At 60.2% G+C, this 24,864-nt stretch carries 20 protein-coding genes; 14 read left to right on the top strand and 6 right to left on the bottom strand.

The annotated features are described in order from the left end of the window. The first annotated feature begins 12 nt into the window (after positions 1 to 12). The 11 genes from M5G26_RS28700 (at position 13) to M5G26_RS28650 (ending at position 12,308) form a co-directional block, all read left to right on the top strand. Positions 13 to 699: a MotA/TolQ/ExbB proton channel family protein gene (locus M5G26_RS28700; RefSeq protein WP_371857975.1), complete on the top strand. Its 687-nt coding sequence runs from the start codon at positions 13 to 15 to the stop codon at positions 697 to 699. Continuing rightward, positions 699 to 1,100, top strand: coding sequence for an ExbD/TolR family protein (locus M5G26_RS28695; RefSeq protein WP_007918272.1), 402 nt, complete (start codon positions 699 to 701; stop codon positions 1,098 to 1,100). The genes M5G26_RS28700 and M5G26_RS28695 overlap by 1 nt, the downstream gene beginning before the upstream one ends. A 207-nt stretch (positions 1,101 to 1,307) precedes the next feature. Then, positions 1,308 to 4,019, top strand: coding sequence for a TonB-dependent receptor (locus tag M5G26_RS28690; RefSeq protein WP_273917120.1), 2,712 nt, complete (start codon positions 1,308 to 1,310; stop codon positions 4,017 to 4,019). 150 nt (positions 4,020 to 4,169) lie between these two features. Next, complete coding sequence (locus tag M5G26_RS28685) at positions 4,170 to 6,035, top strand: extracellular solute-binding protein (protein WP_273917119.1); 1,866 nt, start codon at positions 4,170 to 4,172, stop codon at positions 6,033 to 6,035. A 1-nt stretch (position 6,036) separates the two neighbouring features. Then, positions 6,037 to 7,101, top strand: a complete 1,065-nt coding sequence (locus M5G26_RS28680; protein ID WP_016983984.1) for a microcin C ABC transporter permease YejB — start codon at positions 6,037 to 6,039, stop codon at positions 7,099 to 7,101. After that, positions 7,101 to 8,123 carry an ABC transporter permease gene (locus M5G26_RS28675; protein WP_077573741.1) on the top strand — a complete coding sequence of 341 codons (1,023 nt, stop codon included), beginning with the start codon at positions 7,101 to 7,103 and terminating at the stop codon, positions 8,121 to 8,123. Before M5G26_RS28680 ends, M5G26_RS28675 begins: the two co-directional genes overlap by 1 nt. A gap of 1 nt (position 8,124) precedes the next feature. Further along, a complete protein-coding gene (locus tag M5G26_RS28670) occupies positions 8,125 to 9,810 on the top strand; it encodes an ABC transporter ATP-binding protein (RefSeq protein ID WP_273917118.1) in 1,686 nt (561 codons plus the stop codon). Positions 9,811 to 9,924: 114 nt separating this feature from the next. Further along, the gene (locus M5G26_RS28665) at positions 9,925 to 10,446 is read left to right on the top strand and encodes a DUF3455 domain-containing protein (RefSeq protein ID WP_134174891.1); all 522 of its coding nucleotides are present in this window, start codon (positions 9,925 to 9,927) and stop codon (positions 10,444 to 10,446) included. A gap of 156 nt (positions 10,447 to 10,602) precedes the next feature. Beyond that, positions 10,603 to 11,136, top strand: a complete 534-nt coding sequence (locus M5G26_RS28660; RefSeq protein ID WP_273917115.1) for a sigma-70 family RNA polymerase sigma factor — start codon at positions 10,603 to 10,605, stop codon at positions 11,134 to 11,136. Further along, positions 11,133 to 11,825 carry an anti-sigma factor gene (locus M5G26_RS28655; RefSeq protein ID WP_273917114.1) on the top strand — a complete coding sequence of 231 codons (693 nt, stop codon included), beginning with the start codon at positions 11,133 to 11,135 and terminating at the stop codon, positions 11,823 to 11,825. The genes M5G26_RS28660 and M5G26_RS28655 overlap by 4 nt, the downstream gene beginning before the upstream one ends. Before the next feature lie 132 nt (positions 11,826 to 11,957). After that, positions 11,958 to 12,308 carry a hypothetical protein gene (locus M5G26_RS28650; protein WP_273917113.1) on the top strand — a complete coding sequence of 117 codons (351 nt, stop codon included), beginning with the start codon at positions 11,958 to 11,960 and terminating at the stop codon, positions 12,306 to 12,308. A gap of 71 nt (positions 12,309 to 12,379) precedes the next feature. Here M5G26_RS28650 and M5G26_RS28645 read toward each other — a convergent pair whose 3' ends face one another. Beyond that, a complete protein-coding gene (locus M5G26_RS28645) occupies positions 12,380 to 13,471 on the bottom strand; it encodes a DUF1615 domain-containing protein (RefSeq protein ID WP_273917112.1) in 1,092 nt (363 codons plus the stop codon). A 279-nt stretch (positions 13,472 to 13,750) separates the two neighbouring features. Between M5G26_RS28645 and M5G26_RS28640 the strand changes: the two genes are divergently transcribed. Both M5G26_RS28640 and M5G26_RS28635 read left to right on the top strand, forming a co-directional pair. Further along, positions 13,751 to 15,955 carry a TonB-dependent receptor gene (locus tag M5G26_RS28640; protein WP_273917111.1) on the top strand — a complete coding sequence of 735 codons (2,205 nt, stop codon included), beginning with the start codon at positions 13,751 to 13,753 and terminating at the stop codon, positions 15,953 to 15,955. Between the two features lie 434 nt (positions 15,956 to 16,389). Continuing rightward, the gene (locus M5G26_RS28635; protein ID WP_273917110.1) at positions 16,390 to 17,925 is read left to right on the top strand and encodes an FAD-dependent oxidoreductase; all 1,536 of its coding nucleotides are present in this window, start codon (positions 16,390 to 16,392) and stop codon (positions 17,923 to 17,925) included. Between the two features lie 128 nt (positions 17,926 to 18,053). On the opposite strand, the gene hemB is transcribed toward M5G26_RS28635, so the two are convergent. The 3 genes from hemB to M5G26_RS28620 all read right to left on the bottom strand — a co-directional run bounded on the left by hemB (position 18,054) and on the right by M5G26_RS28620 (position 21,462). After that, a complete protein-coding gene (gene hemB, locus M5G26_RS28630) occupies positions 18,054 to 19,028 on the bottom strand; it encodes a porphobilinogen synthase (RefSeq protein ID WP_038363454.1) in 975 nt (324 codons plus the stop codon). A gap of 241 nt (positions 19,029 to 19,269) precedes the next feature. Continuing rightward, on the bottom strand, positions 19,270 to 19,968 hold the full coding sequence (locus M5G26_RS28625; protein WP_134174906.1) for a glutathione binding-like protein: 699 nt from the start codon (positions 19,966 to 19,968) through the stop codon (positions 19,270 to 19,272). A gap of 84 nt (positions 19,969 to 20,052) precedes the next feature. Then, complete coding sequence (locus tag M5G26_RS28620; RefSeq protein ID WP_273917109.1) at positions 20,053 to 21,462, bottom strand: hypothetical protein; 1,410 nt, start codon at positions 21,460 to 21,462, stop codon at positions 20,053 to 20,055. A gap of 406 nt (positions 21,463 to 21,868) precedes the next feature. Here M5G26_RS28620 and M5G26_RS28615 point away from each other — a divergent pair, with 406 nt between their 5' ends. Further along, positions 21,869 to 22,543 (top strand): histidine phosphatase family protein, encoded by a 675-nt coding sequence (locus tag M5G26_RS28615; protein ID WP_273917108.1) that lies wholly within the window; start codon positions 21,869 to 21,871, stop codon positions 22,541 to 22,543. Positions 22,544 to 22,678: 135 nt separating this feature from the next. Here the strand turns inward: M5G26_RS28615 and mnmH are convergent, their stop codons facing one another. Together mnmH and selD are read right to left on the bottom strand one after the other, a co-directional pair. Continuing rightward, complete coding sequence (gene mnmH / locus M5G26_RS28610) at positions 22,679 to 23,782, bottom strand: tRNA 2-selenouridine(34) synthase MnmH (RefSeq protein WP_273917107.1); 1,104 nt, start codon at positions 23,780 to 23,782, stop codon at positions 22,679 to 22,681. Then, complete coding sequence (selD, locus tag M5G26_RS28605; protein WP_150795782.1) at positions 23,782 to 24,816, bottom strand: selenide, water dikinase SelD; 1,035 nt, start codon at positions 24,814 to 24,816, stop codon at positions 23,782 to 23,784. Before selD ends, mnmH begins: the two co-directional genes overlap by 1 nt. Positions 24,817 to 24,864 lie beyond the last annotated feature (48 nt).

Genomic DNA, 24,864 nt, shown 5'->3' with positions numbered 1-24,864 from the left:
GATTTGTCTTCGATGATTGTCCCCGGTGTCCTCTGGGGCCTGGTGCTGTTTTCCGTGGTCAGTTGGGCGATTCTGCTGGTCAAGTCGGCGCAGTACCTGCGGCAGAAAGCGCAGAACAAACAATTCACCAAGGCCTTCTGGGGCGCGCCGGATCTGCTTACCGCCGCCGAACACGCCAGCCAGTACCCGGGCTCGCTGGCGCGCATCGCCAGCAGCGGTTTCGAAGCACTACTGGTGGAAGACTCGCCACGCACCACGCAGCAATTGGCGCACACCATCAACCGCTCGGATCGCCTGGAACGCAACCTGCGCCAGCAGATCCAGAAGGAACGCCGCTCGCTGGAAAACGGTCAGGCGATCCTCGCCAGTATCGGCAGCACCGCGCCGTTCATTGGCCTGTTCGGCACCGTGTGGGGAATCATGGAAGCGCTGAAAAGCATCGGCGAAACCGGCTCGGCCAGCCTTGAAGCGGTCGCCGGGCCGATCGGTCACGCGCTGATCGCCACCGGTGTCGGTATCGCCGTCGCGGTGCCGGCGGTGCTGATTTACAACTTCTTCCTGCGTCGATTGAAACTCGCTTCGGCAGACATGGATGACTTCGCCCACGACTTCGACGCCCTCGCCTCGCGCAGTGCGTTTTCCATCAGCCGTCAGGCCATCGCCAGCAAAACCACAGCCGCCGTGCGGGAGGCCAGCTGATGTCTTTTTCTACTCAAGACAGCGATGAAGTGCTCAGCGAAATGAACGTCACGCCACTGGTCGACGTGATGCTCGTGCTGCTGGTGGTATTCATCGTCACCGCGCCGCTGATGACCAACGCAATCAAAGTCAACCTGCCGAAAACCGACGCCGTTGCTCCCGCCGAAAAGAAAGACCCGGTGGTGGTCAGCGTCGATCAGGACGGCAAGTTCTATCTGGCCAAGACCGAGCTGGCACCGGAATCGCTGGAAGCCAGCCTCAAGGAGGTCAAGGCCAAGGACGCCGAAGTCCGCGTGCAGTTGCAGGCCGATTCCGCCGTCAATTACGGCCAGGTGGCCAAGGCCATGGCGTCGATCGAACGCTCGGGCATTACCAAGATTTCGGTGATGACCACCCACTGAGTGCGGTGGCGGGCGCGCCTTGAAAGACGCGCCCGCCACCGCCCGCTGAATCCTGTCGCAATCAGCCGACCGAAAAAACGCCAAGCGTCTTCGGAGGGGATCGGCTTGCTTGAAGAAAGTGGTTTTCCGCACGCGGTATCACCGATAGCGGAGCAATGAGGGGCTCACAAGGCCAATTCGATAACGTCTAAAAAGTCGGAAATAACCATGCTGATGAACACTCCACGCTTCACGCTCAAACCCTTGGTGGCAACGATTTCTCGCCACCGTTTTGTTCCGTTGTATCTGGTGGCCATGGGGATGGGCGCCGGGACTGTGCAGGCGGCCGAGGACGACAACGCTGGCGTCCCGGCGGCTGCGGCGGTGGTTGCGCCGACCACGCAACTGCAACGGGTCGAAGTGACGGGCTCGGCGATTCGCCGGGTCGATGCGGAAACGGCGGTGCCGATCACCATTCTCAAGGCCGATGAACTGCGCAAACAGGGCGTGACTACCACCGCCGAACTGGTGCAGCGCATCACCGGCAGCCAGTCGATCAACAACAGCGCAGGCTCCGTGGGCGCAGCCACTGGCGGTGCCTCGTTCGCCGACATGCGCGGCATCGGCGCGAACAAGACGCTGGTGCTGCTCAACGGTCGACGCCTGGCCAACAACGCCTTGTCCGGGACCAACTCGGCCGGCGGTGCGGTGGATCTGAACATGATCCCGTTTGCCGCCATCGAACGTGTGGAAGTGCTGCGCGACGGCGCCTCGGCCCTGTACGGCACCGACGCCATCGGCGGCGTGATCAACTTCATCACCAAGAAATCCCTGACCGACGGCCAATTGACCCTCGGCGGCGAAACCCCGACCCACAGCGGTGGCGGCGCGACCAAAGACATGAGCGCCAGTTGGGGCTACGGCGACCTGGAAGAAGACCGCTTCAACGTCCTCGGCGTGTTCAACTACAACAAGCAGCAGAACCTCGACGCCAACGACCGCTCTTTTGCTACTGACTACGCCCCCGGTCGCGGTCTCGATCAGACCTCGGGCACCGCGTTCCCCGGCAACTACAGTCAGAACGGCAACGCCACTAACCCGTTGGCCAACAGCAATTGCAACGGCCCCAACCTGATCGCCCGCGATGGCTTGTGCCGCTTCAGCACCCGTGAATACATCGACCTGGTGCCGCAGACCGAGAAGACCTCGTTCTTCGGCAAGACCACCGGCAAGCTTGGCGACGATCACAACGTCAACCTCGAATACTTCTGGTCGCGCAACAACAACGCTACGGCGGTCGGCCCTGCGCCGTTGACCGGTCTGAGCCTCGACGGTTCGTCGCCCTACTACCCCGGCAATGGCATCACCCCGGCGCCCACCGATTTCGCCCTCGACCCGACGCAACCGGTCGATGTGAACTGGCGCGAAACCGCTGCCGGCCCACGTGAATCGAAAGACCAAAACACCAGCCAGCGCTTTTTGCTCAGCTTCGATGGTCTGGTCGGCGGCTGGGATTACAACGTCGGCGCCTCGTACAACCAGAACAAAATCGTCTCCAGCGTCACCAGCGGTTATGTCAGCGATCAGGCAATGATCGACGGTCTGGCCAGCGGTTTGCTCAACCCGTTCGGCCCGCAGTCGGCCGCCGGTCAGCAGTACATCGATAACGCGGCGTACCACGGCGCCTACTCCACTGCTGTGGGCCGTGTAGCCGGTTTCGATGGTCGTATCAGCCGCGAAATCGGCGACTGGTTCGGCGCTGGCCCATCCGGTCTGGCGCTGGGTGGCGAGTACCGCAAAGAGAAATTCCACCAGGATTTCGAGTCGTTCGCCGGCGACATCCAGAGCCTCGGCATCGACCCGGCCGGCAGCGTTGAGGGCGATCGCAGCGTCAAAGCCGCCTATGCGGAAATCAACGTGCCGGTGCTCGACAGCCTCGAACTGTCCGCTGCCGTGCGTCACGACAAGTACAGCGACTTCGGCAGCACCACTAACCCGAAATACTCGTTCCGTTATCAGCCGTTGAAAGAGCTGGTGGTGCGCGGCGCCTACAGTGAAGGTTTCCGTGCGCCGTCGCTGTACGAGCTGTATTCGCCGCGCAGCATCACCTTCACCCAAGGCTACTACAACGACCCGGTACTGTGTACTGGCGGCGTGGTGCAACCGGGCGGCAACGGCGGTCGCGATTGCGGTCAGCAGTTCCTTAACCAGATTGGCGGCAACGAAGATCTGGCCCCGGAGAAGGCGCGTAACGTGACCCTCGGCTTCGTCTATCAGCCGATCAACAACCTCTCGGTAGGTCTGGATTTCTGGTGGATTCACATCTCCAACCAGATCCAGCCGTTCCCGGAATCCACCGTGTTTGATCAGGCGGGCTCCTACCCGGATCGCTTCGTGCGCAACGCCGACGGCACGCTCAACTACATCGTCACCGGCAACGCCAACCTTGGCATCGTCGAAACCAACGGTGTCGATGTGTCGCTGGATTATCGCTTCCCGAACACGCCGTACGGTCAGTTCGGTCTGGGGCTGCAAGGTACTTACGTCGACGAGTACGACTTCCAGAGCACCATCAAAGGCCCGTTCACCGACAAGGTCGGCGACTTCCAGGGTGACGGCGTGATCGCCCGCTGGAAGCATAACCTCACCGGCAGCTGGACCTTCGGCGCGGCGCGGGCGGCACTGACCAACCGCTTCACCACGGGTTACAACGACTACGACCGCGACACCCACGCGCGCGTGGCGTCGTATTCGGTGTGGGACCTGTCGGCCGGCTACACCTTCAACAAGGTGCTGGATGTCGATGCCGGGATGAAGAACGTGTTCGACCGCAACCCGCCGTTCTCCAACCAGGCCTACAACTTCCAGAGCGGCTATGACCCGCGCTACACCGACCCGCTGGGCCGCACCTTGTTTGCGCGCATGACTTACCACTTCTAAAGAACGAGCACCATAAAACCCTGTGGGAGCTGGCTTGCCAGCGATGGCGGTGTGTCAGTGAAGTAGATGTCGACTGACACGACGCCATCGCTGGCAAGCCAGCTCCCACAAGGGTTCCGTGACCATTCAGGGATTTTGGGGAGTGACTTCATGAGACTCATGCGCAACATGGCGGGCCTGCTGTTAAGCAGTGCGCTGCTGTGCACCGGCACTTCGGCGCTGGCCGCTGGCAGCTATGCGCTGACGGTGTACGGCGAGGCGCCGAAGTATCCGGCGAACTTCCAGCACTTTGATTTCGTCGATCCCAAGGCGCCGAAGGGCGGTTCGCTCAGTCGCGCGTCGATGGAGATCGGCCAGTACAACTACATCAGCCCGTATGCCGATCAGGGCATTTCCGTGGTCCAGGTCAACGACTGGGTGTATTCGCCATTGGCGTTCCGCTCGCTCGACGAGCCGTACACCGTTTACGCATTGGTCGCGCAACAGATCGAGCGCGATCCCGAAGGTATGTGGGTACGTTTCACCCTCAATCCAAAAGCACGCTTCGCCGACGGCACGCCGATCACCGCCGAAGACGTGCGCTATACCTACAACCTGCTGATGACCAAGGGCAGCCTCAGTTATCGGCAGCAGTACGCCGACGTGCAGGACGTGCTGATCGAAGGCCCACGGCAGGTGCGCTTCACCTTCAAGAACAACCTCAACCGCACCCTCGCACTGGATCTGGCGACCATGCGTGTGGTCCCCGAGCACTGGTGGAAAACCCGCGACTTCGCCAATGGCGGTGGTTTCGAGCCGCCACTTGGCAGCGGCCCGTATCGGGTGAGCAAGGTCGACGCCGGGCGCAGCATCAGTTTCCAACGTGATCCGGACTGGTGGGGCAAAGACCTGCCGGTCAGTCGCGGCATGTACAACTTCGACACCCTCACGGTGAATTTCTACGGCGACACCGACGTCGCCCGCCAACTGCTGCAGGCCGGCGCATTCGACTACAACCGCGAGTTCTCCTCGTCTGGTTATGTGGTCGGCTACGACAGCCCGGCGTTGCGCGACGGTCGCTTGCAGCAGTCGATCCTCGCCCCGGAGAAACCGACGGCGGCGCAAGGCTTCGTGTTCAACCTGCAGAACCCGTTCTTCAAGGATCGCCGCGTGCGTCAGGCGATCAGCCTGCTGTGGGATTTCGAGTGGACCAACAAACAGATGATGCGCGGTTTCTACGTGCGCCAGAACAGCTTCTGGCCGAAGAGCGAAATGGCCGCCACCGCGCTACCTGATGCCGAAGAATTGAAGATCCTCGAACCGCTGCGCGGGCAGATCCCCGACGAGGTCTTCACCGAGGTTTATCAGGCGCCGAAAACCGATGGCAGCGGCTACATCCGCGACAAACAACTGCAGGCGCTGAAGCTGCTCGCCGAGGCTGGCTGGACGCCGCAACACAATCGCCTGCTCAACGCTGCTGGCGAACCGCTGGAGTTCACCTTTCTCGACGGTCAGGGCGGCTTCGATCGCATGCTCTTGCCGTTCAAACGCACCCTCGCGCAGATCGGCATCACCCTCAATCTGCGGCGGATCGATTCGGCGCAATACGTCAACCGCCTCAACGCCCGCGACTACGACATGATCGTCACCAGTTTCCCGCGCAGCGGCGATCCGATCGTCTCCCCGGGCCGTGAGTTGTACAGCCTCTACGCCTCGCAAAGCGCCACGCAAGTCGGCAGTTCGAACTCGATGGTGCTGGCCAACCCGGCGGTCGATCAATTGATCGACGGACTGGTCCAGGCCAACAGCCGCGAGGCCATGGTGCATTACGCCCGCGCCCTCGATCGGGTGCTGCAATGGGGTTATTACATGATTCCCAACTACTACTCCAAAGGCACGCCGACGGTGTATCAGAACCGCTTCGGCATGCCACCCGTGCAACCGGCATACGACGAAGGCCTCAACACCTGGTGGGAGGTGTCGGCCAAGGCGCTGACCACGCAACAGATGCACACTCAGCTTGCGGGGGGCCAGTGACATGCTGCGTTATCTGAGTCGACGTTTGCTGCTGATCATCCCCACGTTGCTGTGCATTCTGGTGGTGAATTTTCTGATTGTGCAGGCCGCGCCAGGTGGGCCGGTGGAGCAAGCCATCGCCCGCTTGCAGGGCTTCGGCGGGCACAGCATGGGCGGCGGTGGCGAGGTTGCCGCGATTGGCGGTGCCGGGCGCAGCAGCCGTGGCCTCGACCCGGCACTGATCGAGGAAATCAAACACCATTACGGCTTCGATAAACCGATGCACGAACGCCTGTGGCTGATGTTGAAAAACTACGCGCAGCTGGATCTGGGCAGCAGCTTTTTTCGCGGCGCCAAGGTCACCGATCTGATTGTGCAGAAGTTGCCGGTATCGCTGTCGCTGGGCTTGTGGGCGACGTTGATCACCTACCTGATTTCGATCCCGCTGGGCATTCGCAAAGCGATCAAGAACGGCAGCGCGTTTGATGTCTGGAGCAGCACGGCGATCATCATCGGCTATGCGATGCCAGCGTTCCTCTTCGCGATTCTGTTGATCGTGGTGTTTGCCGGTGGCAGCTACGTCAACTGGTTTCCGGTGCAGGGGCTGGTCTCGGACAACTTCGACAGCCTCAGCACGCTGGGCAAGGTCGGCGACTACCTCTGGCACTTGGTGTTGCCGGTGACGGCGTTGGTGATCGGCGGCTTTGCGACGTTGACGATCCTGACCAAAAACAGCTTCCTCAACGAGATCAGCCGCCAGTATGTGATCACCGCGCGGGCCAAGGGTCTGACCGAGCGCCGCGTGCTCTACGGCCATGTGTTTCGCAACGCCATGCTCTTGGTCGTTGCCGGTGTGCCGTCGGCGCTGATCGAGGTGTTTTTCGCCGGTTCCTTGCTCATCGAAACCATCTTCAACCTCGACGGCCTCGGGCGCATGAGCTACGAAGCGGCGGTGTCGCGGGATTACCCGGTGGTGTTCGGCGCACTTTTTCTGTTCACCCTGTTCGGCCTGTTGATCAAGCTGATCGGCGACCTCTGCTACACCCTGCTCGACCCGCGCATCGACTTTTCGGCGAGGACTGCCTGATGTTCACTCTTTCTCCTCTTGGTCAACGTCGCGTTGCGCAGTTCAAGGCCAACCGGCGCGGACGCTGGTCGCTGTGGCTGTTTATCGGTCTGTGCCTGATTTGTCTGGGCGGTGAGCTGATCGCCAACGACAAGCCGCTGGTGATCCGTTATCACGACGCTTTCTACTTTCCGATCCTCAGCGATTACCTGGAAACCGATTTCGGCGGCGAGCTGCCGTTTCAACCGGATTACGCCAGCAGCTATGTTCACAAGCTGATTGAGGATCAGGGCGGCTGGATGTTGTTTCCGCCGATCCCGTTCAGCTACGACACGGTCAATTACGACCTCAGTGAACCGGCGCCGAGTCCGCCGTCATCGAGCAATTGGCTGGGCACTGACGACCAGGCGCGCGATGTGTTGGCGCGGGTGATTTTCGGCACGCGGATTTCGATTCTGTTTGCGCTGATCCTCACCGGCATCAGTGCGTTGATCGGCATCGTTGCCGGGGCGTTGCAGGGTTATTACGGCGGTTGGGTCGACTTGCTCGGGCAACGGGTGCTGGAGATCTGGTCGGGGCTGCCGGTGCTGTACCTGCTGATCATTTTGTCCGGGTTCGTCTCGCCGAGTTTCTGGTGGCTGCTGGGGATCATGGCGCTGTTTTCCTGGCTGGCGCTGGTTGATGTGGTGCGCGCCGAGTTCCTCCGTGGGCGCAATCTGGAATACGTCAAAGCCGCGCGAGCGCTGGGCCTGACCGACAACGAGCTGATGTGTCGGCACATCCTGCCCAACGCGATGACCTCCACCCTCACCTATCTGCCATTCATTCTGACTGGTGCGATTGCGACGCTGACTGCGCTGGATTTTCTTGGCTTCGGCATGCCGGCCGGCACCGCGTCGCTGGGCGAGTTGATCGGTCAGGCCAAGCGCAATCTACAAGCACCGTGGCTGGGGCTGACGGCGTTTTTCGCGTTGGCACTGATTCTGTCCTTGTTGGTTTTTATTGGTGAGGCTTGCCGTGATGCGTTTGATCCCCGGAGCTGACATGAACGACAACCTGATTGAAATTCGCGACCTGCGCGTAGCCTTCGCCGGGCAGGAAGTGGTGCACGGTCTGAACCTGGATATTCGCCGTGGCGAATGTCTGGCACTGGTCGGTGAATCCGGCTCGGGCAAGTCGGTGACGGCGCATTCGATCCTGCGATTGCTGCCGGGCAAGAACGTCAGCAGCAGCGGCGCGATCCGCTACAACGGCGTGGACTTATTGCACGCCAGCGAGCAGCAGATGCGCGGCTTGCGCGGCAACCGCATTGCGATGATTTTCCAGGAGCCGATGACCTCGCTCAATCCGTTGCACACGGTGGAAAAGCAAGTCAGTGAAGTGCTGGAGATTCACAAAGGTCTGAAGGGCCGCGCGGCACGTGAACGGACGCTGGAGCTGCTGGAACTGGTCGGTATTCGCCAGCCATTGCAGCGTTTGAAAGCCTATCCGCATCAACTTTCCGGTGGTCAACGGCAACGGGTGATGATCGCCATGGCGCTGGCCAACGAGCCGGAACTGTTGATCGCCGATGAGCCGACCACGGCGCTGGATGTCACGGTGCAGCGGAAGATTCTCGAGCTGCTGATCGAGTTGCAGCAGCGGCTGGGCATGTCACTGTTGCTGATCAGCCATGACCTCAATCTGGTGCGGCGCATCGCTCAGCGCGTGTGCGTGATGCGTCACGGTGAGATCGTTGAACAGGCTGATTGCGAAGCGTTGTTTGGTGCGCCGCAGCATCCTTACAGTCGCTTGTTGATCGAGGCTGAGCCGAGCGGTGCGCCAGTGCCGAGTGAATTCGAACACAACCTGCTCGAAGTCGATGATTTGAAGGTGTGGTTCCCGTTGCCCAAAGCATTGTTCAGTCGCCAGCAGGATTACATCAAAGCGGTGGACGGCGTGAGTTTCACCCTGCAACGGGGCAAGACGTTGGGGATTGTCGGTGAGTCGGGTTCGGGTAAATCGACGCTGGGTCAGGCGATCCTGCGGTTGGTCGAGTCCGAGGGCAATATCCGTTTCGGTAACAAGCAACTGAGCTTGCTCAATCAACGTTTGATGCGGCCGTTGCGGCGGCAGATTCAAGTGGTGTTCCAGGACCCGTTCGGCAGCCTCAGCCCACGGATGTCGGTGCAGCAGATCATTGCCGAAGGCTTGCTGACTCACGGTATCGGCACCGAGGCTGAGCGGGAAGCGGCAGTAATTCGTGTGCTGGAGGAAGTCGGTCTGGATCCGCAGAGCCGGCATCGTTATCCCCACGAATTTTCCGGTGGCCAGCGCCAGCGTATTTCCATCGCCCGCGCACTGGTGCTGGAACCGGCGCTGATTCTGCTCGATGAACCGACTTCGGCGCTGGATCGTACGGTGCAGAAACAGGTGGTGGAGTTGTTGCGGCAATTGCAGATCAGGCATGGACTGACCTATTTGTTCATCAGCCATGATCTGGCGGTGGTGCATGCGTTGGCGCATGACTTGATGGTGATCAAGGATGGCAAGGTGGTCGAGCAGGGTTCGTCGCGCGAGATTTTCGCCGCGCCGCAACACCCCTACACCCAGGAACTGCTGAAAGCCTCCGGCCTCAAGCCCGACACAAAACCCTGTGGGAGCTGGCTTGCCAGCGATGGCGCCGGGTCAGTCGACATCCCCTTCGCTGACCCACCGCTATCGCTGGCAAGCCAGCTCCCACAGGTATAGAAGTGATCCATAAAATATTTTTCAGGCACTGCATCCAAACGCCTCCGTCACGGGTAGTCCCTGTAACAGCCCTCTTCGGCTGCCAGCGGTCTACCCTTTTCGGAGATAACACTGATGAACATCACTCAACTGATTGGCCTCACCGGTTTGCTCGCCCTGTCCTCGACGACCTTCGCCCAAAGCAGCTATCCCGACGCGATCAAAGTCCCGGAAGGCCACAAGATCGCGATGGAAACCACCGGCGTCGGCGAGATCACTTACGAATGCCGTGACAAAGCCAATACTCCAGGGCAGACCGAGTGGACCTTCGTCGGCCCGAAAGCGGTGCTCAATGATCGCAGCGGCAAGCAGGTCGGCACCTACTTCGGCCCGCCGGCCACCTGGCAGGCCAAGGACGGTTCGAAAGTCACCGGCACGCAATTGGCCGTAGCGCCGTCGAGCCCGGGCAACCTGCCCTATCAACTGGTCAAGGCCAACCCTGCCGAAGGAAAAGGCGCGATGAGCGGCGTCAGTTACATCCAGCGCGTCGCGCTCAAGGGTGGCGTGGCACCGGGCAGCGAATGCACGGCGGCGAACAAGGGCAAGCAGGAAGTGGTGAAGTACCAGGCTGATTACATTTTCTGGGCGGCGAACTGATCTGTCAGGCTCAGCATAAATCCCTGTGGGAGCTGGCTTGCCAGCGATGGCGTCGCGTCAGTCAACATTTATGTCACTGATACACCGCCATCGCGGGCAAGCCCGCTCCCACAGGGTTCTGCGTTGTAATGCGGAAAATGAGCTAGATTGCACGACATGCCTTTAGCCGAATCCGTTTTCGATTACGAAGCCCGTCTCGCTGCCTGTGCCCGTGGCGAGCGGTCGGCCCTGCGCGATTTGTATGTGCAGGAAGGCCCGCGTCTCCTTGGCGTGGCCAAGCGGCTGGTGCGCGACACCGCGCTGGCGGAGGACATCGTTCATGAGGCCTTCATCAAGATCTGGAACGGCGCGGCGGGGTTTGATCCGGCGCGCGGTTCGGCGCGTGGCTGGATGTTCAGCGTGACCCGGCATCTGGCGCTGAATATGCTGCGCGATCACGGCCGGGAAACGCCTTTCGACGAAGCTCACGAAGTGGCTGTAGACAATGACGGCTTCGACGCCCACGCTCATTCGGCGCGCATCCACCGTTGCCTGGAACAACTGGAGCCGCAACGCCGCCACTGCATCCTGCATGCCTATGTCGACGGCTACAGCCACGCACAAATTGCCGCGCGCCTCGACACGCCGCTGGGCACGGTCAAAGCGTGGATCAAGCGCAGCCTCAACGCCTTGCGGGAGTGCATGGGATGACGAGCGAATCGGCACAGGAACGCGATGAACTGGCCGGCGAATATGTGCTCGGCACGCTGTCGTTCGAACAGCGTAGCGAGGTGCAACGTCGTTTGCCGAATGATCCCCAACTGCGCGCAGCGGTGGATGCCTGGGAGCGGCGTCTGCTGGAGTTGACTGACCTTGCGCCCTCACAACAACCTTCGGCGCAGTTGTGGCCGAGGATCGAACGCAGCCTTGAACGATTCACGCCAAAAGCGTCATCAACCTCATGGTGGAATCTACTGCCTCTCTGGCGCGGGCTGAGTGCGGCCGGACTGGCCGCGACGTTGATACTGGGCTCGATCCTGCTGACCCAGACCACGCCAAAACCAAGCTTTCTGGTGGTGCTGGTCGCGCCGCAGGACAAGGCGCCGGGCTGGGTGATTCAGGCGAGCAACTCACAAGAGATTCAGTTGATTCCGCTCGGTGTGGTCGAAGTGCCGGCCGACAAGGCACTGGAATTCTGGACCAAGGCTGACGGCTGGCAGGGGCCGGTGTCGCTGGGTCTGGTCAAGCCAGGACAGGCTTTATCGGTGCCGTTGGACAAGTTGCCACCACTGCAACCGAACCAGTTGTTCGAACTGACGCTGGAAGGCGCCAATGGCTCGCCAATCGGCAAACCGACCGGGCCGATTCAGGCGATCGGGCGCGCTGTGAAGGTGCTATAAGGCTCTGATCTGCGGGTTCCGGCAACCATCATCGGCGTCGATGTTCACCATCACGGCAATGAAGTTCTCATAAAAAATCTCCGGCGTAACATCAGCTCCATACCAACCAACAACACCCCGGAGCACACCATCATGAAACGCCAGACTCTTCTCGGCATCGCTTTCTCGGTTTTCGCAGTTAACGCTTTCGCCGCGACCCCGGCCCACACAATGATCGCCGCCGACGGCTCGGATCGTCTGTACCAGAACGCTGTTGCGGCGGATGGTTCTGATCGTCTGCAAGGCAACACTGTCGCCGCTGATGGTTCTGATCGTCTGCAAGGCAACACTGTCGCCGCTGATGGCTCTGATCGTCTGGAAGCCACTGATGGCTCTGATCGTCTGCAAGGCAACACTGTCGCCGCTGATGGTTCTGATCGTCTGCAAGGCAACACTGTCGCCGAAGGTGGCGCAGATCGTTTGAACGAACTTCGCAACGCTTGAATGAAGTGGAACACCGCAACAACCCAGAGAAACCCGGCTCACGTCAGCCGGGTTTTTTATGTCTGTGTGTTTTATCCGGCCTTGGCCATGCAACGCTTGTAGCGCTCATCCACCCGTTTGGCGAACCACGCTGTAGTGAGCTTGCGAGTGATTTTCGGACTTTGCAGCACGATCCCTGGCAGCACCGCGCGCGGCAGTTTTTTCCCCTCCGCTTGCTCCGCCAGTTCGAATACCCGTTGATAGAGCTTGGTCTCTTCAAACTCCAGGGTTTTGCCCTTCTCCAGTTGGTCGCGAATAGTCGGGTTGCGCATGCCCAGCGACTTGCCGAGGGTGCGCACTGCCAGTTCGGTGCCACCGGGCATGATCGAATCGTAGCGGATCAGGTCGCCATCGAGCGCCAGCGGGATGCCCGAAGCGCGGCTGACCGCGTTTTGAAATGCGGCATTGCGACTGGCGTACCAACCGGCGTTGAAATCGGCAAACCGATACAGCGGCTCGCGGTAGCCCACCGGATAGCCGAGCAAATGCGCGATACCGAAATACATGCCGCCACGTCGACTGAACACTTCACGGCGGATCGTGCCGTCCACCGCGTACGGATAATCCTTGGCGTGCTGTTCGGCAAACTCGATGCTGACCTGCATCGGACCGCCGGTGTGCACCGGGTTAAAGCCGCCGAACAGCGTGCGACCCATCGGCACCCTGCCAATGAAGTCGTCGAAAATGCCACTGAGTTCTTTTTCACTGCGCGCTGCGTTCAAGCGCTCGCTGTAGGTCTTGCCGTTGGTTGAGCGCACTTGCAGCGCGCCGCTGACCAACAGGCTGGGGATGTGCACTTTGGCCGCACGGCGATCGATTTCATCGCGGGCGATTTTGCCCAGGCCGGGCACGGTTGGGTCAGCCTGGAAGGTGGATTCCTGCTCGGCCACGGCCAGCACCGAACACAGATTCTGCGTGGTCGGGCTGATGTTCTGCGCGGCAAATGCGGCGTAGATGTCGGTGGCCCAGCCTTGCCGATCGGCCGTCTTGGCCGGCATCAGCCGCACAATCTCGGCCTTCACTTCGGCAGGCGCACGCGGCACCGGTTCCTGACTGCGCTGCCCCGCGCAACCGGCGAGCACCAGCAATGCGGCGAGGGTGATCGGTAATTGAAAGTTGTGCATGAAGCTTTATCCAGTCCGTTAAGCCCGAACCACCATACACAATCCGTGTAGGAGCTGCCGCAGGCTGCGATCTTTTGACTTTGATTTTAAAAACGAGATCAAAAGATCGCAGCCTGCGGCAGCTCCTACACAGGAATGTGGGTTTTGAAGAGGTGATGACAAACTGATTGCAAAACGTTACTGAGAAAACCTATCATTTGCACCTGGAGTCGCATTTGCGCAAGGAGTTCTCGCGCCGCCCTTATTTTTCTCACCGGCCGTGCGCCTCCAGGTATCTACATGCCCGCTTCAGCTCGACTCGCCGTCCCGTTCCGCCCGACGCTTCTCGCCCTGCTGTGCTCCCTGACTGTCACCGCTCACGCCGCTGAAGGCGATTCCAAATCGCTGGTGCTGGACGACGTCAACGTCAATGCCCAGGCCCCGACACCGAACGCCCTGCCTCCGGTCTACTCCGGCGGACAAGTAGCCCGTGGTGGTCAACTCGGCGTGCTCGGCAATCAGGACATGATGGACGTGCCGTTCAGCGCCGCGTCCTACACCGAACAATTGATTCAGGATCAGCAGGCCGAAAACGTCGCCGACGTGCTGCTCAACGATTCGTCGGTACGTCAGGCCTCGGGTTTCTCCAACCAGGCGCAGGTCTTCATGATTCGCGGCCTGCCGCTGAACGGCGACGACATTTCCTACAACGGCCTGTATGGCGTGTTGCCCCGGCAGATCATTTCCACCGACGCGCTGGAGCGCGTGGAAGTGTTCAAAGGCCCGAACGCCTTTATCAACGGCGTGACCCCGACCGGTTCCGGCATCGGCGGTGGCGTCAACCTGCAACCGAAGCGCGCCGGCGATGTGCCGCTACGTCGTTACACCACCGACATCAACAGCGAAGGCCGTATCGGTCATCACTTCGACATCGGCCAGCGTTTCGGTGAAGACAACCGCTTCGGTGCCCGGATCAACCTGTCCCAGCGCGAAGGCGACACCGGTATCGATCACGAGAACCAGCGCTCGAAACTGTTCGCCATCGGCCTCGACTATCGCGGCGATGCCCTGCGCATTTCCGGTGACTTCGCCTACCAGAAAGAACGCGTCAACGGTGGCCGCAACTCGGTCAACCTCGGCACCGCCACGCACATTCCGGACGCGCCGTCGGCCGATACCAACTATGCGCCGAAGTGGGGCTACACCGACATCGAAGACACCTTCGGCATGCTCCGCGCCGAGTACGACCTGAACGACAACTGGACCGCTTATGCGGCCGGCGGCGCCAAGCACACCCGCGAAGTCGGGCGTTACAACTCGACCACGCTGGTCGGCAACAGCGGCGCTTCGTTCACCACCGGCTCGTTCATTCCCCATGACGAAGACAACACCAGTGTGATGGCTGGCCTCAATGGCAAATTCAACACCGGTCCGGTCAGCCACAAGCTCAACTTCGGCCTGACCGGAATCTGGGCCGAACAGCGCAGCGCCTATGATTTCGACCTGACCCAGTACGCCAACAACATCTACCACCCGGTACAAACGCCGTCGCCAGTGGGCAATTTTGCCGGCGGCGACTTGAATGATCCGGGTATCGTCGGCAAGACCTTCAACCGCAGCATTGCGATTTCCGACACCCTCGGGTTCTTCGACGATCGCCTGCTGGTCACTGCCGGCCTGCGCCGTCAGCAACTGGTGGTGCAAGGTTACAACTACGCCAGTTGGGGCAGCGGCGATCGCAAGTCGAGCTACGACGAATCGATCACCACTCCGGTGTACGGCGTGGTGTTCAAACCGTGGGAACACGTTTCGTTCTACGCCAACCACATCGAAGGCCTGGCCCAGGGCCCGACCTCGCCGACCAGCACCGGCGGCTTCCGTGTGACCAACGGCAACGAAGTCTATGCACCCGCGCGTTCCAAGCAGACCGAAGTCGGGGTGAAAGTCGACATGGGCACTTACGGCGCGAGCCTGGGTGTCTATCGCATCGAACAGCCGAGCGATGGTTACTGCGAAATCGACAGTGCGACTACCTGCACCTACGTGCGTGAAGGCGAGCAGGTCAACAAAGGCGTGGAAATGAACGTCTTCGGCGAGCCGATCCAGGGCCTGCGCCTGATCAGCGGCCTGACCCTGATGGACACTGAACTGAAGAACACCCTCAACGGCGCCAACGACGGCAACCGTGCGATCGGCGTGCCGACCTTCCAGTTCAACGCTGGCGCGGATTGGGACGTGCCGGGTCTGCAAGGTGTAGCGCTGAATGCGCGGATGCTGCGTACCGGTGGTCAATACGCGGATGCGGCGAACAACCTCAGCCTGCCGACCTGGAACCGCTTCGATGCCGGCGCGCGTTATGCGTTCAAGGTCTCGGAGAAAGACGTGACCGTGCGTCTGGGCGTGGAGAATCTGGCGAACAAGAAGTACTGGGAATCGGCTCAGGGTGGTTATCTGACTCAGGGTGAGCCGCGGGTGGCGAAGTTGTCCGGGACTATTGATTTCTAAAGCTGAAAAGCCCCTCACCCTAGCCCTCTCCCGGAGGGAGAGGGGACTTACCGTGGTGTTCTTGCAAGTTACGCCGACCTGAAACATCGAGTCGAACTCAGGTTTTGAAAGGCACACGAATCGGCCCCCTTTCCCCCTCGCCTTTCAAAGGAGAGGGGACTGATGTGGTGTTCTTTCGAGTTACGCCGACGTGGGCCATCGAGTCGAACTCAGGTTTTGAAAGGCACACAAATCGGCTCCCTTTCCCCCTCGCCCCCTGGGGGAGAGGGCTGGGGTGAGGGGGTAGATTTCACTACCGCCAATACCTTCCCGCCGAACACCCAAAAAAGGCCCCACAGCCTCACCGCTGCGGGGCCTTCTTCCGTCTGGCCGATCAACTGGCCACCCTCTCCTTCTGATCCATACTTGCTGCACAGCAAACGGAGGACAGGCCCATGAACCGCAGCGACGTTCTGATCATCGGCGCCGGCCCGACCGGTCTGGTGCTGGCCCTGTGGCTGAGCAAACTCGGCGTACGCGTGCGCATCATCGATAAAACCTCCGCACCCGGCACCACTTCGCGAGCGCTGGCAGTGCAGGCGCGCACCCTCGAGTTGTACCGGCAACTGGACCTCGCCGACACTATCGTGCGCAACGGCCATCGGGTGGCGGCGGCGAATTTCTGGGTCAACGGCAAACCGGTCGCGCAGTTGCCGCTCAATCGCATCGGCGAAGGCCTGACACCCTACGCGTTCGTCGAAATCTTCCCCCAGGACGAGCACGAACGGCTGTTGATCGAACGCCTCGAAGACTACGGCGTCACTGTCGAGCGCGATACGACACTGGAAAGCTTCGAGGAAACCGGCGACGGCCTCACCGCGCATTTGCGCCAGCCCGATGGTGAGCAGGAAATCTGCCAGGCCTGTTATCTGGCGGGGTGTGATGGCGCCCGTTCAGTGGTGCGCAAAACCCTCGACACCGGTTTCCCCGGCGGCACCTATCAGCAGATTTTCTACGTCGCCGATGTCAAGGCCAGCGGCCCTGCGATGAACGGCGAGTTGCATCTGGATCTGGATGAAGCGGACTTCCTCGCCGTGTTTCCACTGGCCGGCGAAGGCCGCGCAAGGCTGATCGGCACCGTGCGTGACGAACGTGCGGATCGCGCCGAAACCCTGGAATTTTCCGATGTCAGCAGCCGTGCCATCGAACACCTGAAAGTGCATATCGAAGATGTCCATTGGTTCTCGACCTACCGCGTGCATCACCGCGTGGCTGAGCACTTTCGCAGTGGCCGCGCGTTTCTGCTTGGCGATGCCGCCCATGTGCACAGCCCGGCGGGTGGTCAGGGCATGAACACCGGCATCGGCGACGCGATCAATCTGGCGTGGAAACTTGCCGCTGTGCTCAGTGGCGCCGCCGAACCAAGCCTGCTCGACAGCTACGAAACCGAACGCAAGGCCTTCGCTCGTCGACTGGTGTCGACCACCGACAAGGTCTTCAGTTTCGTCACCGCCGAGGGGCGTATGGCGGATTTGCTGCGCATGCGCGTGGCGCCGTTTCTGATCCCGAAAATGGCCTCGTTCGAGGCCAGTCGCGAGTTCCTCTTTCGCACGGTGTCGCAAGTTACCCTCAACTATCGCGGCATGCCGTTGAGCCAGGGCGCAGCCGGCCACGTCCACGGCGGCGACCGCTTGCCGTGGGCGCATGATGGTGAGGGAGATAACTATGAACCGCTACGGCAACCGTGCTGGCAGGTGCATGTGTACGGCGACACCAGTGACGAAATGATCGCCTGGTGCCAGGAACATCATTTGCCGCTGCACGTGTTCGACTGGCGCCCGGCGTTTGAAACGGCGGGATTGGGGCGTAACGGCTTTTATCTGCTGCGCCCGGATACCTATGTGGCGATTGCCGAAAACAGCGCGGATCCGAAGGTGATTGAACGCTACTTCCGCGATCACGGCATCCGGCCCTACTTCAACTGCCCCTGACCCAAGAACACCACAAGAACCTGTGGGAGCTGGCTTGCCAGCGATGGCGTCAGCACAGTCAAAATCAATGTTGACTGATGCACCGCTATCGCTGGCAAGCCAGCTCCCACAGGGTTGTGCGATGGTCTTTAGATCCCGGCCAACGCCAGATCCATCGCAAAGTAAGTGAAGATCAAATCCGCGCCTGCACGCTTGATCGCACCCAGGCTTTCACGCACCACGCGATCCTCATCAATCGCCCCTGCCTGTGCGCCGAACTTGATCATCGCGTACTCACCGCTGACCTGATACGCCGCCAGCGGCAGGTTCGAGGCTTCGCGAATATCGCGGATGATGTCGAGGTACGCCCCCGCCGGTTTGACCATCAGCGCATCGGCGCCTTCCTGCTCGTCGAGCAGCGACTCGCGCAGGGCTTCGCGGCGGTTCATCGGGTTCATCTGATAGCTTTTGCGGTCGCCCTTCAAGGCGCTGCCACCGGCCTCGCGGAACGGGCCGTAAAGCGCCGAGGCAAATTTGGTCGAGTAGGCCATGATCGGAATCTGGGTGAACCCGGCCGCATCCAGGGCCTGGCGAATCGCCCGCACCTGACCGTCCATCGCTGCCGACGGCGCAATCACGTCCGCACCGGCGCGGGCCGCTGCCACGGCTTGTTTGCCGAGGTTGATCAGGGTCTGGTCGTTGTCGACTTCATGGTTATGCATCACGCCGCAATGGCCGTGATCGGTGTATTCGCAGAAGCAGGTGTCAGACATCACGATCATTTCCGGCACGGCATCTTTGGCAATGCGCGACATGCGCGAGACCAGACCGTCTTCGCGCCAGGTGTCGCTGCCGTTGCTGTCCAGATGATGGGATACGCCGAAGGTCATCACCGACTTGATGCCGGCGCGGGCATAGCGCTCGATTTCGCTGGCCAGTTTGCGCTCAGGAATACGCATCACACCGGGCATGCTGTTGATCGGCACGAAGTCGTCGATTTCTTCTTCGACGAAAATCGGCAGCACCAGATCATTCAGGCTGAACTCGGTTTCCTGGAACAGGCTGCGCAGGCTCGCATTGCGGCGCAGACGGCGGGGACGTGCTTCGGGGAACTGACTGGACATGGGGCCTTTCCTGAAAACGGCAGATGAGACGAAAGTCGTAGGGGGCGAAGCTTATGCCTTGCGGGGGTTGGGGTACAAACCTGGATCAATCAAGAGTGCATTACCGGGGGTGTAATAATCCCAGAGAGTACCCAAATCTCCTGTAGGAGCTGCCGAAGGCTGCGATCTTTTGATCTTGCTTTTAAAAATCAACATCAAAAGATCGCAGCCTTCGGCAGCTCCCACAGGGGGATGTGTGGTGTCAGGAAGGAATGGTCAGGCCTCGAACCACGGCCGGACGCGCGAGGAAACGCTCCAGCACACGGGTGACATTCGGGAAGCTCTGAATGCCCACCAGATCACCAGCCTCATAGAAGCCAATCAAGTTACGCACCCACGGGAACGTGGCGATATCGGCGATGGTGTAGCGTTCACCCATGATCCAGTCTCGGCCCTCGAGCCGGCCGTCGAGCACCTTGAGCAGACGTTTGCTTTCATCGACGTAACGATCACGCGGACGTTTGTCCTCGTAATCCTTGCCGGCGAATTTGTTGAAGAACCCGAGCTGGCCGAACATCGGGCCGATGCCGCCCATCTGGAACATCAGCCACTGGATGGTTTCGTAGCGCAGTGCGCCTTCCTGGGCCAGCAACTGGCCGCTTTTGTCGGCCAGGTAAATCAGGATCGCACCCGACTCGAACAGTGGCAGCGGCTGATCATCGGGACCGTGTGGGTCGAGGATCGCCGGGATCTTGTTGTTCGGGTTCAGCGACAGGAACTCGGCGGACAGCTGGTCATTGCTGTCGAAAGCGACCTTGTGCGGCTCGTACGGCAGGCCGATTTCTTCGAGCATGATCGAGACTTTGACGCCATTGGGCGTCGGCAAGGAATAGAGCTGAATCCAGTCAGGGTACTGCGCCGGCCATTTCTGGGTGATCGGGAACGCGGACAGATCGGTCATGGGAAGCATCCAGTCACAATTTAAAGGCAGATCATAATTCAGAGCCGCCGCAGGCTGTGATGTTTTGGCCGATGCCTGCCCGCATCAGCCATCGATAAGGCTATCAAGCCGCTCGTATTCGATTTTGCTGCGATACCACGTTTGCAGGCTCTTGGCCGCAAAAAAAATGCTGTCGGCATTGTTCGCGGCCATGTGCGCGCGCAGTTGCGAATTGGCATTGAACAGATCAACCGCCTCATCAAGCTCTACATCGTCGACCCTTCCCAGATAATCGCTGACACCGAACAGGAAGCTGTCGTGATAGTCACTGGTGGCTTTCATGTAATCGACCGTCAACCCACCGCGCATGATCGCGTCGGAAACGCTACGCTCCGAGACGTCGTAGGCCATCCGCGAGTCCGAAACCAGCAAAGTCTGCAGATTATCGTGCAGATAGAAAAAATCGGCAGCGTTCGGCCCGATGGCCTTGAATCGATCGACTCTGTTGGTGTGCAACATTTCATGGCCCAGCGACACACTCAACATACCGCGCTTCATGAACTTGCGATTGATGAAGAACCGACCATGAAAATCCTTTTTGTACATCCATGCCGAGCTCTGGTTGTCGACATCGACTCCGATGAATTTATCCCCGCCCCAGACCCCTTGATACTCCCTGGAAAGCGCCAGGCCGCGCGAGACTGAATCAGCGAATTGCGCGGCAATGATTCGGTGGTCAGCGCCAAAAAAGTTTTCGTAGACCTTATCGGCGTCTGACAGCTTCATGCCGATGACGTCGCAGGCGTCAGAGAACACGGTTTCGACCACTCGCAACTCCGAGCGAATGAGTTCGGCCTGCCTGGGCGAAAACTGAGTCAACCCACGCGCAACCAGATTGACATCCATTAACGTATCGCGCTCGATCGAGTCGTCGTTACCATCATGAGCCCGGTGTTTTTGGGGTGAATCATTACTGAAACCGCGAATCAGCTCATCAATATCGATATCAATGACGTCGCCATTGTCAGGGGACGATTGAGCGCCTTGAAGCTTCCATATCCGGTTTTGCGGTTCGTAGACCAGCGCCGGCCCCGAAGCGGTCAACTCAGACGCCAATGTCGCCCGATACTCGCCGGTTGTCGCGGTTTGCCGGACCAGAACGATCTCGCCCGGGGCGATATCTGCGTACAGGCGATCCTTGATGACCCTCAAGCCCTGTGCATTGGCCGCAGGCAAGCTGGCGGGTGCTCTCAAGCGATAGTCTTCAAGTGACTGGACCACGGAACGAATCGGCAAAACCTCGGCAGACTTCAAGGGAGAAAGCCTGATACGGGCAAGTGATAGTTCCGGTTGCTGGGCAGCAGGCTCCTGCACTTGATTGTCTTCAAGGTGAGAAGCCTTCCTCGCTGGCCCGTCGCCGGGGAGCACGCCGCAGCCTCTTTTACGGCCCGCGCTTGCGTCTACCGGTCCGAGGCCGGGCGACGGGGAGGTGGCGGTTTTACGAACGATGACCATGAAAATCCTTATTCAAGAACGTTGCCAAACTAAAAGCCGGGCAGACCTCGCGACAATCGCTTATCGCACATGCGCCATTGCAGTCGATTACAAATCGCCAGGTGCGGTACATATGTATTGCACCTGTGTGGTCGTTTTATGCGTTCTTGTGGAGATGGATCAAAAGGTCGTCCACAGCCGCTTCGAACCGTAACATCCTGTCGCTAACCTGTGCCCAAGCCGTGGAAGTTTGCCGCTAAAGTGCCACGCACTCGGATGGATCGAACCAAATCGGCCTCAGGGGACTCTGAGCTATGCCTTTATTGCAAAGGAAGCCGTTCATGACAGGGAAAACACCCGGTGCTGGGAGCCCGCGGTGTAAAGGTTTGTCAGCCTTAACCGAATTTGCTGAAGAACCTTTTATTCCATGACGATCCTTATGCGATTCGCCAAACGTTTCAAACACCGCGCGTATGTGGCCCTGCCTTCCCTGCTGGCCGTCAGTGCGCTGTTCCTGTCGCTTGAGTCGAGCGAAAGCCGCGCGCAACCGGTGGACGGTACCCAGACGCTGGTGTTCCTGCGCCACGCGGAGAAGCCCGAGGGTGGTCTCGGCCAGCTCAACTGCCAGGGCCTGAACCGCGCTATCGACCTGTCGACGCTGCTGCCGGAAAAATTCGGCAAGGCCGATTACGTGTTCGCCGCCAATCCGACGCGCAATGTCGAGGAAGGTGAGCTGGACAACTCCTACAGCTACATCCGTCCGCTGATGACCATCAGCCCCGCCGCGATCAAGCTCGGCCTGCCGGTGAACATCGAGTTCTCGGCCAACGACACCAGCGATCTGGCCCGCGAACTGCTGGAAGACAAGTATCACAACTCGACGATCTACACCGCCTGGTCCCACGGCTATCTGCCGGAGCTGATCAACAAGGTAGCGGGCAAAGCGGTCGGCGAGAAGCAGAACATCACCGATGACTGGGCGGGCAACGACTTTGACTCGCTGTATGTACTGACGCTGACCTGGCACGACGGCAAGGCCAGTCTGCAGAGCCACAGTTACAAGCAGGGTCTGGATCATGGCAAGGAAACCTGCCCGACCTGAGTCATCTTCTGTCTGAACCGGCCCCATCGCTGGCAAGCCAGCTCCCACAGGGTTCTAGGGTGTACACAAAATCCATGTACATCCGCAATAACTGTGGGAGCTGGCTTGCCAGCGATGAGGCCAGCAAAAGCACTATCAATCCTTCTGATTCACCCGCTCACGCAGATATTCCAGCACCGCTCCACGCTCCCCGGCGAACTCGATCCGCCCGCCCTTCTTCTCGCGCTGAAACACATACATCGGGTCGTAATACTCACGCAGTAACCCTTCGATCCAGCCACGATGCAAGTCCACCGCGCCGCTTCGTCCCTGCTCCGCCAACGCGTCTTCCATCAAAATCAGCATGCGTCGATGGCGCTCGCCACCCAGACGTTTCTGCACGTTGTTCAGACTTTCCAACAGGCGTTCAGAGAACAGCGTAAAGCCCTCCTCGCCATGCACCGCGGAGAACTCCGCCGACAGGTCCACCACATAGTCCCGCAGGATCCGCTCCACGCGATCCTCAAAACGGTCTTCCAGCCAGACCATCGGGTACTGCTGCATGCCCTGATACAACGGCAGCGGCAAGGCACAACTGCCGACCACCCGGCTCTCGTCTTCCAGTACAAACTGCGCGAAACCCGCGTCACGTTTCTTGAGAATGTCGATGGCCAGGCGGTTTTCAAAATCGATGTTCGACGGCTGCCCGGTGGCGCGTTTGCCGAAGCTGGAGCCGCGATGATTGGCGTGCCCTTCAAGGTCCAGGCCGTTTTGCAGTTGCACCAGCACTTCTGTCTTGCCGGTGCCGGTCATGCCACCCAGCAAGACGAAATCACATTGCGCGATGGCCTGCTCAAGGGTGTCGATGAGGAAGTTGCGCATCGCCTTGTAACCACCGCCGACGCGCGGATAGTCGATGCCGGCCTCGTCACGCAGCCATTGCTGAGTGATCTGCGAACGCAGGCCGCCGCGAAAACAATAGAGATAACCGTCAGGATGGGCGCGGGCAAATTCGGCCCAGGCCTGGATGCGCTCGGCCTTCACCGCGCCAGACACCAATTGATGACCCAATTCGATGGCGGCCTGCTGACCGTGCTGTTTGTAGCAGGTGCCGATCTTCTGCCGTTCGACGTCGTTCATCAGCGGCAGGTTGATCACACCGGGGAACGCGCCCTTGTGAAACTCGACCGGCGCGCGGGCATCCATCAGCGGCCGGTCGTTGAGGAAAATATCACGGTAGTCAGTGCAGTCGCGGAGCATCAAATCACCTCGACTGCGTTCGTCTGTCGCTCAACCAGCTCGCCGATTGGCGCCAGGTTCAGGCCCAGTTCGGCGGCGACGGCAAGGAACTCTTCATTGCCTTCAGGCGTGACGGCGATCAGCAGACCACCGCTGGTTTGCGGGTCGCAGAGCACGCGTTTATGCAGCTCCTGCACGCGACCGACCTTGCTCGCGTAGCTGTCGAAGTTGCGCAGCGTACCGCCGGGCACGCAGCCCTGATCGAGGTAGTACTCGACGCTGTCCAGACGCGGTACGCGGTCATAGGCAATGCGTGCAGTGAGCTTGCTGCCATCGGCCATTTCCACCAGATGCCCGAGCAGACCAAAACCGGTGACGTCGGTCATGGCGGTAACGCCGGCGAGTTTGCCGAAACGGCTGCCGGGTTTGTTCAAGGTGCACATCCAGTCGCGGGCCACACCAACGTCGGCGGCGCGCAACTTGCCCTTCTTCTCGGCGGTGGTGAGGATGCCGATACCCAACGGTTTGGTCAGGTACAGCAGGCAACCGGCGGTGGCGGTGTCGTTGCGCTTCATGTGGCGCTTTTCCACCAGACCGGTGACGGCGAGGCCGAAGATCGGCTCCGGCGCATCGATCGAATGCCCGCCCGCCAGAGGAATGCCCGCAGCGTCGCAAACGGCACGGCCGCCGCGAATCACTTCGCGCGCCACTTCCGGCGCCAGCACATTGACCGGCCAGCCGAGAATGGCGATGGCCATTAACGGATCGCCGCCCATCGCATAGATGTCGCTGATCGCATTGGTCGCGGCAATCCGGCCGAAGTCGAACGGATCATCGACGATCGGCATGAAAAAGTCCGTGGTCGAGACCACGCCGCGCTCGGCATCGATCTCGTACACCGCCGCGTCATCACGCGAGGCATTGCCGACCCACAGTTTCGGATCAAGGTTCTGCGCACCGCTGCCGGCCAGAATCACTTCCAGCACCTGCGGGGAAATCTTGCAGCCGCAACCGGCGCCGTGGCTGTATTGGGTCAGACGAATCGGCTCGCTCATGGGGGAGTCTCAGGCTGTTGATGGGGGCGATTCTAGCAGAGCACGCCG

Origin of the sequence: Pseudomonas sp. TNT2022 ID642, from assembly GCF_028656995.1 — a bacterium.
Lineage (GTDB): Bacteria > Pseudomonadota > Gammaproteobacteria > Pseudomonadales > Pseudomonadaceae > Aquipseudomonas.
Note: the sequence above shows the minus strand (reverse complement) of the source record. Positions and strands in the feature narration are given on the sequence as shown.